Origin of the sequence: Actinoplanes couchii (assembly GCF_016862075.1) — a bacterium.
Classification (GTDB): domain Bacteria; phylum Actinomycetota; class Actinomycetes; order Mycobacteriales; family Micromonosporaceae; genus Actinoplanes; species Actinoplanes couchii.
The window spans coordinates 76,818-93,164 of record NZ_BOMG01000071.1 but is presented as its reverse complement, the minus strand read 5'-3'; the positions used below and the strand labels follow the sequence as shown (position 1 = coordinate 93,164).

General features: G+C 69.9%; 14 protein-coding genes. 3 read left to right on the top strand and 11 right to left on the bottom strand.

The genetic code is table 11. The annotated features are described in order from the left end of the window. Positions 1-25: 25 nt before the first annotated feature. The 4 genes from Aco03nite_RS28605 to Aco03nite_RS28590 form a co-directional block, all read right to left on the bottom strand. Positions 26-1,183 carry a sensor histidine kinase gene (locus Aco03nite_RS28605; RefSeq protein ID WP_203800007.1) on the bottom strand — a complete coding sequence of 386 codons (1,158 nt, stop codon included), beginning with the start codon at positions 1,181-1,183 and terminating at the stop codon, positions 26-28. Between the two features lie 20 nt (positions 1,184-1,203). After that, complete coding sequence (locus Aco03nite_RS28600; protein ID WP_203800006.1) at positions 1,204-1,953, bottom strand: ABC transporter permease; 750 nt, start codon at positions 1,951-1,953, stop codon at positions 1,204-1,206. Further along, on the bottom strand, positions 1,950-2,864 hold the full coding sequence (locus Aco03nite_RS28595; RefSeq protein WP_203800005.1) for an ABC transporter ATP-binding protein: 915 nt from the start codon (positions 2,862-2,864) through the stop codon (positions 1,950-1,952). The genes Aco03nite_RS28600 and Aco03nite_RS28595 overlap by 4 nt, the downstream gene beginning before the upstream one ends. A 137-nt stretch (positions 2,865-3,001) precedes the next feature. Continuing rightward, positions 3,002-3,265, bottom strand: coding sequence for a hypothetical protein (locus Aco03nite_RS28590; protein ID WP_203800003.1), 264 nt, complete (start codon positions 3,263-3,265; stop codon positions 3,002-3,004). 304 nt (positions 3,266-3,569) lie between these two features. Between Aco03nite_RS28590 and Aco03nite_RS28585 the strand changes: the two genes are divergently transcribed. After that, the gene (locus Aco03nite_RS28585; protein ID WP_239145503.1) at positions 3,570-5,204 is read left to right on the top strand and encodes a glycosyltransferase family 2 protein; all 1,635 of its coding nucleotides are present in this window, start codon (positions 3,570-3,572) and stop codon (positions 5,202-5,204) included. Then, entirely contained in the window at positions 5,201-7,150 is a 1,950-nt protein-coding gene (gene glxA / locus Aco03nite_RS28580; protein ID WP_203800001.1) for a radical copper oxidase GlxA, read from the top strand. The genes Aco03nite_RS28585 and glxA overlap by 4 nt, the downstream gene beginning before the upstream one ends. Here the strand turns inward: glxA and Aco03nite_RS28575 are convergent, their stop codons facing one another. From Aco03nite_RS28575 to Aco03nite_RS28565, 3 genes are all read right to left on the bottom strand, one after another. Further along, positions 7,151-8,152 carry a glycoside hydrolase family 6 protein gene (locus Aco03nite_RS28575; protein ID WP_203799999.1) on the bottom strand — a complete coding sequence of 334 codons (1,002 nt, stop codon included), beginning with the start codon at positions 8,150-8,152 and terminating at the stop codon, positions 7,151-7,153. Between the two features lie 54 nt (positions 8,153-8,206). Beyond that, positions 8,207-8,812 (bottom strand): class I SAM-dependent methyltransferase, encoded by a 606-nt coding sequence (locus tag Aco03nite_RS28570; protein WP_203799996.1) that lies wholly within the window; start codon positions 8,810-8,812, stop codon positions 8,207-8,209. A gap of 68 nt (positions 8,813-8,880) precedes the next feature. Then, positions 8,881-9,828 (bottom strand): hypothetical protein, encoded by a 948-nt coding sequence (locus Aco03nite_RS28565; protein ID WP_203799993.1) that lies wholly within the window; start codon positions 9,826-9,828, stop codon positions 8,881-8,883. A 265-nt stretch (positions 9,829-10,093) separates the two neighbouring features. Between Aco03nite_RS28565 and Aco03nite_RS28560 the strand changes: the two genes are divergently transcribed. Next, entirely contained in the window at positions 10,094-11,044 is a 951-nt protein-coding gene (locus Aco03nite_RS28560; protein WP_203799990.1) for an AbfB domain-containing protein, read from the top strand. 97 nt (positions 11,045-11,141) lie between these two features. Here the strand turns inward: Aco03nite_RS28560 and Aco03nite_RS28555 are convergent, their stop codons facing one another. Genes Aco03nite_RS28555 through Aco03nite_RS28540 form a run of 4 tightly spaced genes read right to left on the bottom strand, consistent with a single transcriptional unit; the run spans position 11,142 to position 16,218 of the window. Next, entirely contained in the window at positions 11,142-13,127 is a 1,986-nt protein-coding gene (locus Aco03nite_RS28555; RefSeq protein ID WP_203799987.1) for a beta-galactosidase, read from the bottom strand. Beyond that, complete coding sequence (locus tag Aco03nite_RS28550; protein ID WP_203799985.1) at positions 13,124-14,464, bottom strand: ABC transporter substrate-binding protein; 1,341 nt, start codon at positions 14,462-14,464, stop codon at positions 13,124-13,126. The genes Aco03nite_RS28555 and Aco03nite_RS28550 overlap by 4 nt, the downstream gene beginning before the upstream one ends. Before the next feature lie 33 nt (positions 14,465-14,497). Continuing rightward, a complete protein-coding gene (locus Aco03nite_RS28545) occupies positions 14,498-15,355 on the bottom strand; it encodes a carbohydrate ABC transporter permease (protein ID WP_239145502.1) in 858 nt (285 codons plus the stop codon). Continuing rightward, positions 15,352-16,218 carry a carbohydrate ABC transporter permease gene (locus Aco03nite_RS28540; protein ID WP_203799981.1) on the bottom strand — a complete coding sequence of 289 codons (867 nt, stop codon included), beginning with the start codon at positions 16,216-16,218 and terminating at the stop codon, positions 15,352-15,354. The genes Aco03nite_RS28545 and Aco03nite_RS28540 overlap by 4 nt, the downstream gene beginning before the upstream one ends. Positions 16,219-16,347: the final 129 nt, after the last annotated feature.

Below are 16,347 nucleotides of genomic sequence, written 5' to 3'. Positions count from 1 at the left end.
GCTCCGAAGCGGCGGGAGAAGGGGATCACGGGACCTCCATGCGTACCGAAAAGCCGGTCCGGTCCTGGCGCGGACCGACCGTGAGCCGGGCGCCCACCTCGTCGGCCCGGCGGCGCAGACCGGAGAGACCCTGGCCGAGGACCACACCGGGATCGGCGGCGGGCGGGATCGCGGTGGCGCCGTCGTCGAGGATCTCGACGACGGTGGGGGTCAGGTGGACCGTGGCGTGCCGGGCCCCGCTGTGCCGGACGATGTTGGTGACCGCCTCGCGGATGGTCCAGGCGAACAGCTCACGGTTGCGGGTGGGCACCTCGTCGGCGGTGCCGGGCAGATCGGCTTCCACGTCGGCGGCGGCCAGGGCGGCCCGGGCCGCGGCGATCTCGCCCGGCAACGAGACCCCGCGGACCCCCAGGGCGGTGGCCCGGACGTCGGCGAGGGCGTCGCGGGCCAGGGATTCCAGATCACGCAGTTCGGTACGGGCCCGGTCCAGGTCCACGTCGAGCAGGCGCTGGGCCAGTTCCGCCTTGACGGCCACCACGGTCAGCGAGTGGCCGAGGATGTCGTGCAGGTCGGCGGCGATCCGGTTGCGCTCGTCGGCCACGGCGACGTCCTGCTGGGCGTACCGGAGCCGGGTCTGCCGGTCCACCGCGGTCCGCAGGCCCCAGGTGGCGGCGCCGGCCAGGACGACGGCCAGCGCGTACCCGTCGCCGCCCTGCCAGCCGGGGACCAGGCGGACCGCGGACTCGACGGCCACCGCCAGGATCGCCACCACCGGCACGCCCTCCCACTGCGGCAGGCCGACCATCGCGAGGGCGGCGATGTAGACCGCGCACGGCAGGGCGTGCGACCCGGCGGCCGGCAGCAGCAGGAGCGCGAACCCGAGCATCAGCCCCAGCCCGATCCGGAGAGCCGCCGCCGACCACGGCGCGGGTTCGCGCCCGGCGGACGCCGTGGGCAGGGTCGACAACCACAGCCGCCGGGGCGCGGTCCGGCTGTGCCGGATGTCGCGCAGCATGCCGGTGAGCACCAGGTACACGATCACGAACAGGGTGACGGCGACCAGGCCGACGTCCCGCCAGGGCCCGGCCGGGTGATCGAGCAGGGCCCGGACGGTCTCGGTCAGGGAGAACAGCCAGATCCCGCCGAAGATCCAGCCGTGCCGGAACGGGGTAGCCGGGGCCATGGTCGGCAACCTACCCGGGGTCAGACGCGGGCGGTGTCGCGACGGAAACGCCACATCGCCCCGGCGGCGAACAGCGCGGTCCAGGCGAGCACGTTGAGCACGGCGAGCCAGACGTCGCCGGCGTGGGTGAGCGGGTAGCGGGCCAGCTCTCCCACCCCGTACACCGGCGTGAATTTGCTGATCGTCGCGAACGTGCTGCCGAGCTGGTCGGCGGGGACGAACAGGCCACCGGCGAAGGAGAGCACGGCCAGGGCCGGGCCGAGGATCTGCATGACGTTCTCACTGGGCAGCAGGTAGCCCATGAACAGGCCGAATGCGGCGAAGACCAGCGAGCACACCCAGGCCAGCAGGGCGCAGCCGATCCAGGCGCCGATCGGCAGCTCGGCGCCGGAGAACGCGCCGACCACGTTGACCGCGACGACGGCGATCGCCCCGACGATCATCGCGACAATGATCTTGATGGCGATGTACGCCGCCGGGGTCAGCGGAGTCAGCCGCAGCTGCCGGCTCCAGCCCGCGGCCCGCTCGATCGACACCATCGCCCCGCCCGAGGTGGCCGCCAGCATCGCGCCGTAGACGGCCATGCTGACCAGGATGTACCCGGTCAGGTTGCCCTCGCCGACCCGTGTCGTCCGGTACTCCGCGCTGGAGCCGAACAGCAGGAAGAACGCCGCGGGCATGACCAGGGTGAAGATCAGGGTGCGCTTGTTGCGGGCGAGCCGGCGGATCTCCAGCCCGATCATGCCGATGGGCAGTGCCTGTGTCGTCATGCCGGGTCCTCCGCGGTCAGGGTGAGGAACGCGTCCTCCAGGTTCCGGGACGTGATCTCCAGGTCCCGGGCTTCGGTCTCGGTGAGCAGGTGCCGGGCGATCGTGTCGGAGTCACGCCCGTGCAGGTGGACGGTGTCGCCGCGGACCTCGGACGACTCGACGCCGGGAACCGCGGCCCAGTCGATCCGGTCGGCGCCGGGCAGGGTGGCCCGGACGGTGCGCCCGGCGGCGAGCGCCTTCACCTCGGCCGCCGTGCCGTCCGCGACGATCCGCCCACGGCGGACCAGGACGATCCGGTCGGCGTACGCGTCGGCCTCCTCCAGGTAGTGGGTGGCGAAGATGACGGTGCGGCCGTCGGCGGCGTCCTGCCGGATGGCGTCCCAGAACTCGCGCCGCCCGCCGACGTCCATCCCGGTCGTCGGCTCGTCCAGGATCAGCAGGTCGGGGTCGGGCAGCAGGGCCATCGCGAACCGCAGCCGCTGCTGCTGGCCGCCGGAGCACTTGCCGACGAGGCGGTCCCCGATGTCGGCGATCCCGGCCCGTTCCAGCGCGGCCTTGACCGCCGACCGGGGTTTGCCGAAGAGGACCGCGGTGAGGCGGACGGTCTCCTCGACGGTGTAGTCCTTGAGCAGTCCGCCGGTCTGCATGACCGCGGAGATCCGCCCCCGGGCGACGGCGTCGCGCGGTGACAGGCCGTGGATCGTCACCGTCCCGGCGTCCGGGCGGGTGAGGCCGAGCAGCATGTCGACGGTGGTGGTCTTGCCGGCGCCGTTGGGCCCGAGCAGGGCGACCACTTCGCCGGGGCGGATGCGCAGATCGATGGAGTCGACGGCGGTGACCGTGCCGTACCTCTTGACCACACCGTCGAGGTGCACGGCCGCCGTGGTCTCGAGTGAAGCCGTGAGCGTCATACTCCGATCCTGACGCCCCGCACCCCGGCGGTCCTCGACCTTCCGTCACGGTCCGCCCATGACATCCGTCATGAGCGGACCGCAAAAAGCCCGGCATTCGCAAGACGCGAATACCGGGCCCGGTCGGTTACCGAGTGTCAGCCCTCGTAGCGGGGCACCACGAGCGGGTGCCGCTCCTCGTCGCGCGCGGCGATGCCGGCCATCGACCGCATGTACTGGCTACGGGTGATCTCACCGTCCATCAGCTGAGCGCAGAGGACACCTTCGAGGCTCTCCGGGGCGAACAGCGCCTCCGGGACGGCCAACGGCTCTGCCTCAGCGGACACGTCCGCCCGCACCCCGCGCACCGCGAGCACGCAGGCGGCGGCCAGAACCAGGATGAGAAGGGACAGGATCAGCATTGCCACCGCCTTGTCGGATCAGCCAGCGGGACGTTCCTGCCCCGCCTGACAGAGAGAACGGATTTGAGGGCGGGTCGGTTCGAAGAATTTTGTTACTGACCGCTACGAACTTCGGAAGACGACCGGAGCACCGCGCGGAGACACGACACGAACGGCGTACGCGCAATGCCCGAAATTGCCGAATTCCGGCTATCTTGCCTCCGTGACTGGAAAGCGTGTTGTATCCCGTCTGCCGGATTATCCAGGTTTCAGTCTCCTCGCCGGCGATCCGGAACCGGCCCCCGAGGGCGAGTACCGAGTCCGGTTGAAACCGTTGTCCCGGCGCAGTCCCGTCCGATCGACGCTGATCGCCCTGTTCGCGTTCGCCTTCGAGAGCACCTTCTTCGGCTGGCTGATCGACAAGGTCGAGCTGCCCGACCGCCGGATGGAGTCGGTGCTGTTCGCGGTGACCGTGTTCATGATCGCCGCGACCGCGCTGATCGAGCTGTTCCGGCTGGTCAACGTGGTGACGCTGTGCCTGGCGACGTTGCGGGCCCGGGATCCGGTGCCGGTGCCGCCGGACGGCCGGCTGCGGGTCGCGTTCCTCACCACGATCGTCCCCGGCAAGGAGCCGATCGAGATGGTGGAACAGACCCTGGTGGCCGCCGGCCGGATCCGGCATCCCGGGCTCTACCACGTGTGGCTGCTCGACGAGGGTGACGATCCGGAGGTCCGCGCGATGTGCGAGCGGGCCGGGGCGCACCACTTCAGCCGCCGCGGCGTCGCCGGGTGGAACACCCCGTCCGGGCCGCACAAGGCGAAGACCAAACACGGCAACTACAACTCCTGGATGGACCGGCACGGCGACGACTACGACGTCTTCGTCTCGGTCGACCCGGACCACGTGCCGCTGGAGAACTTCTGCGAACGGCTCCTCGGATACTTCCGCGACCCGGACGTGGCGTTCGTGATCGGCCCGCAGATCTACGGCAACTACGACAACGTGATCACCCGGTGGGCCGAGTCGCAGCAGTATCTGTTCCACTCGCTACTGCAGCGGGCCGGCAACAAACTCGGCATCCCGATGCTGGTCGGCACCAACAACGCGGTCCGGATCAGCGCCCTGCGCCAGATCGGTGGACTGCAGGACTCGATCACCGAGGACATGGCCACCAGCCTGGCGCAGCACAGCGCCCGCAATCCGGTGACCGGGCGGCGCTGGAAGTCGGTCTACACCCCGGACGTGCTCGCCGTCGGCGAGGGCCCGTCCTCCTGGACCGACTACTTCAGCCAGCAGCACCGCTGGTCCCGGGGCACCGACGAGGTCTTCGTCGCCGGGTTCCTGCGGATGATCCCGCGACTCGGGGTCCGCCGGACCCTGCACTACCTGCTGCTGATGGCGTACTACCCGCTGACCGCGATCGCCTGGCTGCTCGGCGCGGCCACCGCCGCCCTGCACGTGGCGCTCGGCGTCAAGGGTGTGCAGGTGCCGCAGCAGGTGTGGCTGATGCTGTACGTGGACGCGGCGCTGTTCCAGGTCGGCCTCTACATCTGGAACCGGCGGCACAACATCAGCCCGCACGAGTCGGCCGGGTCCTCCGGGCTCACCGGCATGCTGCTGTCCACGCTGTGCGCCCCGATCTACGTCACCTCGTTCCTGCAGGCGGTGCTGCGCCGCGGGGCCGGGTTCGTGGTCACGCCGAAGGGCGACTCGGCCAGCCCGGACCGCCTGCTCACCTTCCGTACCCACCTGAAATGGGCCCTGTTCTTCGCGGTCCTGCTGGTGGTGGCCGCGGTGACCGGGCACGCACACGGCTTCATGTGGTTGTGGCCGTCGCTGAACCTGGCGCTCTGTCTCACTCCCCCGGCGATCTGGGCGCTCCAGTCGCTCGGCCGCCGCACTCCCCCGAAGACGATCCCCGACGAAGAGGAACCGAAGATGATCGAGATGGCGACATGACCGCCCGGCAACGGCCCAGTTTCGCCCGGCGGGTGTTCACCCTGCTGGTGACCATGCCGCTGATGGCCGCCGTGGTGATCGTCAACAAACCGATCGTGGGTTTCGCCGCCGAGCGCTACCACGAGTTCACGATCAACAGAGCGGACTACAAGCAGCGGTACGGCCACTGGTCCCGCCTGCGGATCCCCAGCGAGTTCCGGGTCAACGCGATCCACGCGGCGATGCTGCGTACCGGCAAGGTGCTGATCATCGCGGGGTCCGGCAACAACCGCGACAACTTCGAGGCCGGCACGTTCCGGACGATCCTCTGGGATCCGCGCACCGACGTGTTCAAGGACGTGCACACCCCGACCGACCTGTTCTGCGCCGGGCACACCTTCCTGCCCAACGGCAACCTGCTGGTCGCGGGCGGGACCAAGTCGTACGAGGTGCTCGAGGAGAACATCAGGTTCGCCGCCGGGGTCATGAAGATCAAGAACGAGTCGCCGGACGGCGGCCCACGGGCCTTCAAGAAGGGCACCCGGTTCCTCGGTACGAACGGGCGGGCCTACCTGACCCGCGCCGACGTGACCGTGCCGGCCGCCGCGAAGATGACCCACGGCGGGCGCACCATGGTGCACGCCGGTGAGGTCGAGGTCTGGGTGGACGCCGCCGACGAGGGTGACGCCCCGATCGTGGACCAGCCCGCCCAGTACGCCCTGCAAGGTCTGACCGGCGCCGACGCCCGCAACCTCTACGGTGTCGCCGAGAAGATCACCCGCGAGAAGCAGGAGTACGGCGGGGACAAGACGTCGTACGAGTTCGACCCGGTCGCCGAGCGGTACGTCCGCACCGCCGACATGACCGAGCACCGCTGGTACCCGACACTGTCCACGATGCCGAACGGCGACATCCTGGCCGTGTCCGGGCTCGACGAGTTCGGCCGGATGCTGCCCGGCGTCAACGAGCGCTACCAGGTCCAGGCCCGCAAGTGGGTGCCCGCGCCGGAGCTGAAGCGGGTGTTCCCCACCTATCCGGCGCTGTTCCTCACCGAGGGCGAGAAGCTCTTCTTCTCCGGGTCGAACGCCGGGTACGGCTCGGACACCGAGGGCCGCACCCCCGGGCTGTGGGACGTCACCACGAACCGGTTCCGGGCCGTCCCGGGGCTGAAGGACGCCCACATGACCGAGACCAGCGCGTCGGTGCTGCTGCCGCCGGCCCAGGACCAGAAGGTGATGATCATGGGCGGGGGCGCGGTCGGGGACTCGCCGGTCTCCACCGCCCGGACCGCGATCGCCGACCTGGACGAGAAGGAGCCCCGCTACCGGCCCGGGCCCGACCTGCCGGCGCCGACCCGGTACCTGAACACCGTGGTACTCCCGGACGACACCGTGTTCACCAGCGGCGGCTCGTCCGGGTACCGGGGTGGGCCGTACCGCGGGCGGAATCGCAGCGACCTGCTGACGGCGCACATCTACGACCCGGCCCGCCAGGAGTTCCGGGAGGCCGCGGCGCCGTCGGTGGGGCGCAACTACCACTCCGAGGCGCTGCTGCTGCCGGACGGCCGGGTGGTCACCATGGGCAGCGACCCGATCTACGACGTGACCGGCAGGAACCCCGGCAGGTTCGAGCAGCGGGTGGAGATCTACAGCCCGCCGTACCTGTTCCAGGGCGACCGGCCGTCGATCGGCGGCGGGCCGCGCACCGTCGCCCGCGGCGCCAGCGCCCAGTACGCCACCCAGGACGCCGGGCGGATCACCGGGGCCCGGCTGGTCCGGCCCAGCGCGATCACCCACGGCACCGACGTCGATCAGCGGTCGGTGGAGTTGGGCGTCCGGCGCGCCCCCGGCGGGGTGACCGTCTCCGTCCCGGCGAAGTCCGGCCTGGTCCCCTCCGGGTGGTACATGCTCTTCCTGGTCGACGACAAGGGCGTGCCCTCCCGGGCGCGCTGGGTGCGGGTCAGCTGATCAGTTGGTGGCGAGCCCGAGCGCGTACTCGGGCCACCACTGACCCGCGGGCGGCGCGTCCGGCAGGCAGGCCCCGTCGGACTCGCCCGGCCGCTTGATCCAGAGGAACGCGTCGACCCGCTCGGCTCCGGTGAGCGTGGTCGGCGACGGTCCCAGCGCCCGGCCCGGCGGGTTGCACCAGTGGCCCTCCGAGTCCTGCGCGTCGACCGGCGCCGGCCCGTTGCCGTTGCGGCTGGTGTCGATGACGAAGGGCAGTCCGCCGAGACGGTCCGAAACGGCCGTACCGTAGGTGATGTTGGCGTCGGTGGTCTCGAAGTTGGCCACGTTGAGACTGAACCCGTCGGCCCGGCGCACCCCGGCCCGCTCCAGCGCTTCGGCCACCCGGTCCACGTCCTTGATCCAGCCGGGGTTGCCGGCGTCCAGGTAGACCTTCGCGTCCGGGTCCTGCTTGAACGCCGCGATCGCCTCGCCCAGCAGCGTGTACCGTTCCTCGGCGACCGGGCCGGAGACGCAGCCGTCGATCAGGTGCGGAATGGCGTCCGGCTCCAGGACGATCACCACCGCATTGCCGCGTACGGCGGCGGCCAGCTCACCGATCCAGGCGCGATAGGCGGCCGCGTCCGGGGCCCCGCCACCGGAGTGCCCGCCGCAGTCGCGTTGCGGCACCCAGTACGGCACCAGCACCGCGGTCCGCCGCGCCGCGGTGGCCGTCGCCACCAGGCGCCGGGCCTTGTCCTGGAAACCGGGGTCGTCGTTGGCGAACCAGACCGCCGTCGGCGACTCGGCGATCCGCCGCAGCGCGGTCGCCTCGGTGACCCGGCCCTCCGCCTGCCACTCCGCGACCTGGGCGACGGCGGGCGCGTCCGGCTCCACGAAGAAGCCGGGGGGCGACGGGGAGGGCGACGGGGACGGGACGGGGCGCGGGGGTTTCTCGTCGTCGGACGTGCAGCCGCCGAGAGCGATCATCAGGGCCAGACAACAGAGCGCGGGTAGCCTTCTCATCCGGACGAAGGCTACCGGGCCGGACATACTTGATCTTTTATCAGCGCATCACACTTATGAGTGACGCCGCAGGACATCCAGGACGAACCACTCGTCGTCGTGGTGCACCACCGGCTCCAGGCCCGGGGTGGCGGCCAGCGCGGCGTGCGCGTTGAAGCCGTCGTAGGTGCCGCCGTTCTCCCGGTCCCGGAAGTGCACCGCGACCAGATCGCCGCCCGGCTCCAGGCACCGCACCAGCCCGGTCAGCGTCGCCGCCAGGTCCTCGGCGGACAGGTAGTAGAGCAGGTCGCCGACCACGATCAGGTCGAACTCGCCGCCGGGCAGGCCGGCCGGCAGCTCGGCCCGCTCGACCGTCACGTTCGGCAGATCCGCCAGGTTCTCCCGGGCGAGCTGGACCGCCTCCTCGACGCTGTCGGTGGTGAGCACCTCGTCGCAGCGCTCGGCCAGCATCCGGCTGAGCGTGCCGACCGAGGCGCCCGGCTCGTAACACCGGCGGTACCGCTCGCGGGGCAGGCTGGCCACGGTGACCGCGAACTTGCGGCGGTCGTGCCACTTGACCGCGATGTCCCAGGGGTCGTCCTTCGCCAGGTAGAGCCCGGTGAAGTGGTCCAGGGAGACGCTGGTCTCCGGCGGTACGGCGTCGCCTGCTGCTCGTGTCACCCGGCGATTGTGCCTGTCATTCAGGCGGCGCCGGCCGCCGGGTTCCCTCCCGCCGGCGCTTCCCTTTTTCAGGCGGCGCTGACCGTCAGGGTGCCGACCCCCTCGTCCGCGATCACGTCCAGGCCGCCGTTGCCGTCGGTGGCGGTCAGCACGCTGCCCCGGTTCACCCCCTGGGTGCGGTCGCCGTAGAGGACCACGGTGCCGGCCCCGTTGCGTAGGGTGGCCCGGACCGGGATCTGGTCGGCGGTCCGGATCCGCCAGTCGTTGACCCCGCCGGACATCTGCACCGGCACGACCGCGTCCTGCTCGGGCAGGGCGATGTCGATGGCCGCGGCGCCGCCGAGCAGGTCGATCCGGTCGACCCGGCCGCCGGTCAGGTCGAAGGTGCCGGTCTTCACCCCGCCGCGCATCCGCACCGACCAGGCCACCCCCGGGCTGAGCAGCACGTCCACCCGGGCCGAGCCCTCGTCGGCGACCTTGTCGACGAACAGCTTCACCCCGTCGTCACCGAACTCGGCCCGCGGCTTGACCGCGGCGCCGTTCGGGGCGGTGGCGGTGAACCACGCCTCGGTGCCGGTGTCCCCGATCGTCACGTTCAGCTCGGTGACGCCGTTCGCCAGCTCGAAGGTGGCCTCCTGCGGGGCCTCCGGGGCGGACGGCTGGGGCTCGATGGCGACCGGCGGGTTCGGGTCCGGCTGATCCGGCTGGTCCGGCTCCACCAGGATCGGCGCGGACGGGTTGGCCGACACCCCGGCGGGCTCGTCCGGGGACGAGCCGCGGGCGAACCAGGCGACCGTCCCGGCGGCCAGCAGACCGGCCAGGACCAGGGCCATGGTCCGGTTGACCGGGCGCTTGGGCCGGGCGGCCGGCGGGCGGCCGACCATGTGCAGCTCGATGGTCGGGCGGCCGGTGCTGATCTCGACGGTGGGCCGGTTCTCGACCCGGGGCTGCCAGGCCGGCCCGGTCCGGGTGGCCTCCACGCCGTCCAGCTCGATGTGGTCCGGTTGCGGTCCCACTCGATGAGGCGCGTCCGGCCAAAACTCCGAAATATCGGGAATATCGGTCTTTTCGGTTGCGTCCGGTGTGGGACTGTCCATCTTGCTCTCCTCCGGGCACGGCAGGGCTCCCTGACCGATACGGACGCCGCACCCCGAAGGTTCATTTGGTCACGCTCCCAAACTATTGGTACAGCGTTTCCACTTGCTTCCGGGACCCACTAACGTGTAGATCCTTATCGAACCATTAAGTACCTATGTGAACAGTCCCCAGGAAGCGAATTACATGCCGGATGACAACACCCGTAACGGCTTGCGGGTCGGCGGCTGGATTCCGCCGTATTCGACCGGTGGCGACACCACCGTGCCGATCCGGCCGACCGCACAACCCGCCCTGAGTGGCAACCCCCGGCCCCGTGATCATTTCGCCCGGGTGAGCCGGGCCGGAACGGCGCGTCCCCGCCTCGTCCTCGTCGCGGCCCTCTGCCTCGCGTGCGCGGCGACCGCGGCGGTCGCGGTGATCATCGATGCCGCGCGCAAGCCCGCGACGCAGACCGCCGCGGAGTTCACCTTCCCCCAGGCGAACGGTCCGCTGGAGCTGACTCCGGCGGCCGATCAGAACTCCGATGACGTGCCGGTGAGCGTCCAGCCGTCACCCTCTGCGACCTCACTCTCCGCTACCTCGCACCAGGCCGTCGCCACCTCCACACCCCCCAAGGCGGGCGCCCAGCCGACCACGCCCGGCTCTGCCGCGACCACGACTAAAGCGCCTCAGCCGACCAGGACCACCGCCGCCCCGCCGGCCGCGTTCACGGTCGGGTCGACGGCCGGCCTGGTCGCCGCCGACAGGTCCGGTGACCGGGTGCGGCACTACGATTTTCGTGGCCGTCTGGCCCGGATCGGATCGACGAGCACCGATCGCGAGCGGGCCGACACGAACTTCCGGGTTCGCGCCGGACTGGCCGGGGACGGCTGCGTTTCGTTCGAATCTGTAAACTTTCCCGGGTATTATCTGCGTCACTACAATTTCGAGATCCGGCTCTCGCGGATGGAACGCACGCAGCTATTCCGAGAGGACGCGACTTTCTGCCCGGTGACTATTCGTGATGGCGCCGCCTTGGCGTTGCGTTCCACGAATTATCCGACGCATCACATTGTTGCCGACGGTGACCGGCTGAAGATCGTCGCGACGACCGCCGACAAGGCTCTGGCCATCAAGCCGGGCCCCGCGCTCTGACCCGACCCGGCTGGCCCATCCAGCCGGGGCCGGTCAGCCAGAAGCCCCGTCCCACGAACGTGTGGGACGGGGCTTCCTGGTCTAACGGCGGCCCGGTCTAACGGCGGACTACCCGGACCTCTCGGGGCGCCAGCGACGGTTCCGCCAAAGAGGCGAGGTCCACCGGCTCGTCGGTGCGGTTGATCAGGAACCAGTGGTCCCCGCGGATCGTCAGCTCGACCCGCCCGTCCAGATCGGCCGGCAGCTCACCGCTCACCCCGGCCGGGCCGAGCAGCGCCGGCAGCAGGGCGCCCAGCCCGTCCGGGCCGAGCCGGGTGGAGACGTACGACGCCGAACCGGTCCCGACGGTACGACGGGTGACCGCCGCCCGTTCCGCCTGCTCGCCGGTCTTGTACCGGGCCAGCACCTCCACGTCCGGGCCGGTCACGTCGATCCGGTCGGTCCAGAGGGTGCCGGTGGTCCCGTTGTCCAGCTCCACGCTCTCGTGGTCCAGCAGCGGCCCGAACTCCTCGATCCGGATGCCGAGCACCTCCCGCAGCGCGCCGGGGTACCCGCCCAGCCACACGTGGTCGTGCTCGTCCACGATCCCGGAGAAGTACGTGGTGACCAGGTGCCCGCCGCCGGCCACGTACCCCTGCAGACGGGACGCCAGCTCGGCCGGCACCACGTTCAGGATCGGGGCGACAAGCATCCGGTACTCCTCCAGCGGAGCACCGGGCGGCACCACGTCGGCACGGATGCCGAGGTCCAGCAGCGCGGTGTACCAGTCGAGCGCCTCCTGCCGGTACCGCAGACGGTCGGTCGGGTGCGAGTCGAGCTCGGACACCCACCACGACTCCCAGTCGAAGACGATGCCGACCGGGGCGCGCCGGCGATCCGTTCCGGCCAGCGGCGCCAGCTCCCGCAACCGCTCGCCGAGCCGGACCACGTCCCGGAAGAGGGCGCTGTCGGTCCCGGCGTGCGGCAGCATCGCCGAGTGGTACTTCTCCGCACCGGCCTTGGACTGCCGCCACTGGAAGTAGCAGACCGCGTCGGCGCCGTGCGCCACGTGGGTGAGCGCGTCCCGGGCCATCTCGCCCGGCTTCTTCGCCACGTTCACCGGCTGCCAGTTGACCGCGCTGGTGGAGTGCTCCATCAGGAACCACGGGTGCCCACCGGCCAGGTTCCCGGTCAGGTTCGCCGAGAACGACAGCTCGTCGCGGGCCTGCGGGCCGGGCAGCACGTAGTGGTCGTTGGAGACGAAGTCGACCTCGGCCGCCCAGTCGGCGTAGTTCATCCCCTTGGTCTCGCCCATCACCATGAAGTTCGTGGTGACCGGCACCTCCGGGGTGATCCGGCGCAGCACCGCCCGCTCGGCCCGCAGGTGCTCCTTCAGCGCGTCCGAGGAGAAGCGCTTGAAGTCCAGCTGCTGGGTCGGGTTCGGGTACGAGGCGGCCAGCCGGGGCGGCAGGACCTCCTCGAAGTCGTCGTACCGCTGCGACCAGAAGGCGGTGCCCCAGGCGTGGTTCAGCGCGTCGACGGTGTCGTACCGCTCGCGCAGCCACAGCCGGAAGGCACGGGCCGCGTCGTCGGAGAAGTCGTAGACGTTGTGGCAGCCCAGCTCGTTGTTGACGTGCCAGGCCACCAGCGCCGGGTGCTCGGCGTACCGGACGGCCAGCTCGCGGACCAGGCGCAGCGCGTGCTCCCGGAAGACCGGCGAGGTGGGCCGCCAGTGCTGGCGCGCGCCCGGGGACAGGGTCTCCCCGGTCCGGGTGACCGGCAGGATCTCCGGGTGCTTGCGGGTCAGCCAGGGCGGCGGCGACGCGGTGGCGGTGGCCAGGTCGACGGTGATCCCGCCGGCGTGCAGCAGGTCCATCACCTCGTCGAGCCAGGCGAAGTCGAAGACTCCCTCACGCGGCTCCAGCCGGGCCCAGGAGAAGATCGCGAGCGAGACCACCGTGACGCCGGCCTCTTGCATGGCCCGTACGTCGTCGTCCCAGACCTCGCGAGGCCATTGATCGGGGTTGTAGTCCGCGCCGAATTCCAGACGCGCCGCCCCGGCGCGGCGAAGCCAGCGCCGGGGCGTGTCGTTGCTCTGCGTCATTTAACCTGGAAGCCCTGCTCCGTGCCGTACTTCACGGAGGCATCCTGCCAGGCCTTGAGGCCGTCCGTCAGCGTTCCCTGACCCAGGTAAGCCTTGCCCACCGTGTCACTGAAGATGCTGTTGGCGTAAACCTGGAACGGCAGGTAGTTCCAGCCGGTGACGACCTGGCCGGCGGACTCGGCGAGCACCTCGTTGACCTTCTGGCCACCGAAGTACGGGAACTCCTTGCCCTTGAACTCCGCGGCGTCCAGCTCGGCCGTGGTGGCCGGGAACGCGCCGGCGGCGACGCGGGTCGGCGCGCCCTCGTCGACGGCGGTGTACTTCAGGAACGCGTAGGCGAGAGCCTTGTTGGTGCTGGCGGTCGGGATGGCGAGCGAGCTGCCGCCGTTCTCCGCGGTGGACTTGCCACCGGCCTCCCACTGCGGCATCGGGGCGACCCGCCACTTGCCGTTGCCGGCCTTCGCGCCGGACTCCAGGTTGCTCGGCATCCAGGCGCCGGTGACCAGGGTGGCGATGGTGCCGTCGCCGAGGCCCTTGTACCACTCGTCGGTCCAGCCGACGACCGGCGAGAGCAGCTTGCCGTCGATCAGCTTCTGCCACTGGGCGGCGAACTTCTGCGCGCCCGGGTCGGCGAAGTTGACGCCGATGTTGGTGCCGTCGACGGTGTACGGCTTGCCGCCGGCCTGCCAGATCAGGCTGGTGGTGAAGCCGGCGTCACCGGAGTCGCTGGTGATGTAGGCCTTCGGGTCGGCCTTGTGCAGCTTCTCGGCCGCCGCGGCGTACTCCTCCCAGGTGGTCGGCACCGCGATCTGGTGCTTGTCGAAGACCTCCTTGTTGTAGAAGAGCGCCATGGGGCCCGAGTCGATCGGCAGGCCGTAGATCTTGCCGCCGGCGTGCACCGAGTTCCAGGTGCCGGGGGTGAACTTGCCGTCCAGCGCGGTCGCGCCGAAACCGTCCAGCTCGGCGACCGTCTTGGCCAGGGAGAACTGCGGGAGCGCGTAGTACTCGATCTGGGCCACGTCCGGGACGCCGGTGCCGGCCGAGATCGCGTTCTGCAGGGCGATGTACTGGTCGTTACCCGTACCCGCGTTGACGAGGTTGATCTTGACCTTGGGGTACTTGGTCTGGAAGTCGGCGGCGACCTTGGTGATCGTGGTGTCCCACGCCCACACGGTCAGGTTGCCACCCGCCTCCAGGGCCTTGGCGACGTCGGCCTCGGAGACCGTCTCGCCGCCGCCGCCGGTGGTGGCCGCGTCGTCGGAACCGGAGCAGCCGGCCGCGAGCAGCGTTATCGACATCGCGGCGCCCATGATGGCGCGCCTGCGGGTGATCTTCATTCTGGGGATTTCCCTTCGGTGATAGAGGGGGAACTACTGCTTGACGCTGCCCGCGGCGAGACCCTGCTGCCAGTACTTCTGCAGGAACAGGAACGCCACGGTGAGCGGGATGATGGTGAGCAGCGAGCCGGTGATCACGAGGTCGAAGACGACGTCACCGCCGACCGTGTTGGCCTGCCGGTTCCACGAGTAGAGGCCCAGCGTGAGCGGGTAGAGGTCGGCGTTCTTCAGCATGATCAGCGGAATGAAGAAGTTGTTCCACGTCGCCACCAGGTTGAACAGCAGCACGGTGACCAGGCCCGGCGCCAGCAGCGGCAGGGCCAGCTTGAAGAACGTCCGGAACTCGCCGGCCCCGTCGACCCGGGCCGACTCCAGGATCTCGGTCGGCACCGCCTCGGTGGAGTAGGTCCACATCAGGTACAGGCCGAACGGCGACAGCAGCGACGGGATGATCACCGCCCACGGGGTGTCGGTCAGCCCCATCTTGGCGAACATCAGGAAGACCGGCACGGCCAGCGCGGTGGGCGGCACCGCGATGCCACCGAGCACCACGGCGAAGACCGCCTTACGCCCGACGAAGTCGAACTTGGCCAGCCCGTACCCGGCCAGCGCGGCCAGGATCGTCGCCCCGCCGGCCCCCACCACCACGTAGAACAGGGTGTTGAGGATCCAGCGGCCGAAGATGCCGTCCTGGTACGCGAAGACGTCCGCGATGTTCTCGAAGAGCGCGAAGTCCTTGCCGAACCAGAGCCCGAACGACCCGAGCAGGTCCTCCTGGCTCTTGGTCGAGCTGAGCAGCAGCCAGACCAGCGGCAGCAGCGTGTAGATCACCATCAGGCCGGTGATCAGGGTGAGGGTGGTGCTGCGCTTTTTCGCGGCGGTGGTGTTCACAGCGTTCCCTTCATCGAACGCCGCTGGAAGGCATACGCCACGATCATCGTCGCCACGCCCATGATCAGTGCGATCGTCGCCGAGTAGTTGACCTGCTGCCCGGCGAACGAGAGCTGGTACGCGTAGATGTTCGGGGTGAAGTAGGTGGTGATCGAGTTCGGCGCCAGGCTGTCCAGCACCTGCGGCTCGTTGAACAGCTGGAAGCTGCCGACGATCGAGAAGATGCCGGCGACCACGAGCGGCCCGCGCAGCGCCGGCAGCTTGATCGCCCGGATGATCCGCCACTCGCCCGCGCCGTCGATGGCCGCGGCCTCGTACAGCGACGTGTCGATCACCTTGAGACCGGAGTACAGGATCAGCATGTTGTAGCCGATGTACTGCCAGGTCACGACGTTACCGATGGTGGTGAGGATCCAGTCCGGGCCGAGCGGGTCGGCGATGTTCAGGCCGAACGTCTCGTTGATGCTGCCGACCAGACCGAACCGGACCCCGTAGAGGAAGCCGGCCATCAGCGTCGCGACGACCGACGGCACCGCGTACGGCAGGAAGATGCTGATCCGGAAGAACCCGGTGCCGTAGAGGCGGCCGCTGTCGATCGCGAGCGCGACCAGCAGCGCCAGGCCGAGCATGATCGGCACCTGGATCAGCAGGAAGAGCGAGACCCGGGTCAGGGCCTCCCAGAATTGTGGATCGCTGAAAGCTTTCGTGTAGTTCTCGAGGCCGACGAAGCTGGTGCCGCCGACCAGTTGGGTGCGGAACACGCTCAGGTACGCCGAGTAGATGATCGGCGCCAGATACACCAGTGCGAAGACCGCCAGAAACGGACCGGTGAACTGCCACCCAGTCCATGAACGCCGGGTCACCCCTGCCCCCTCCGGAGGATGTTTACGTAAACATGGTCGTCATGTTTACGTAAACATGACTGCCGTATAGTGGCACGGGCCACAATTAACGGTCAAGGAGTGATCAAAATCGAACCTCCCCGGCTTCGC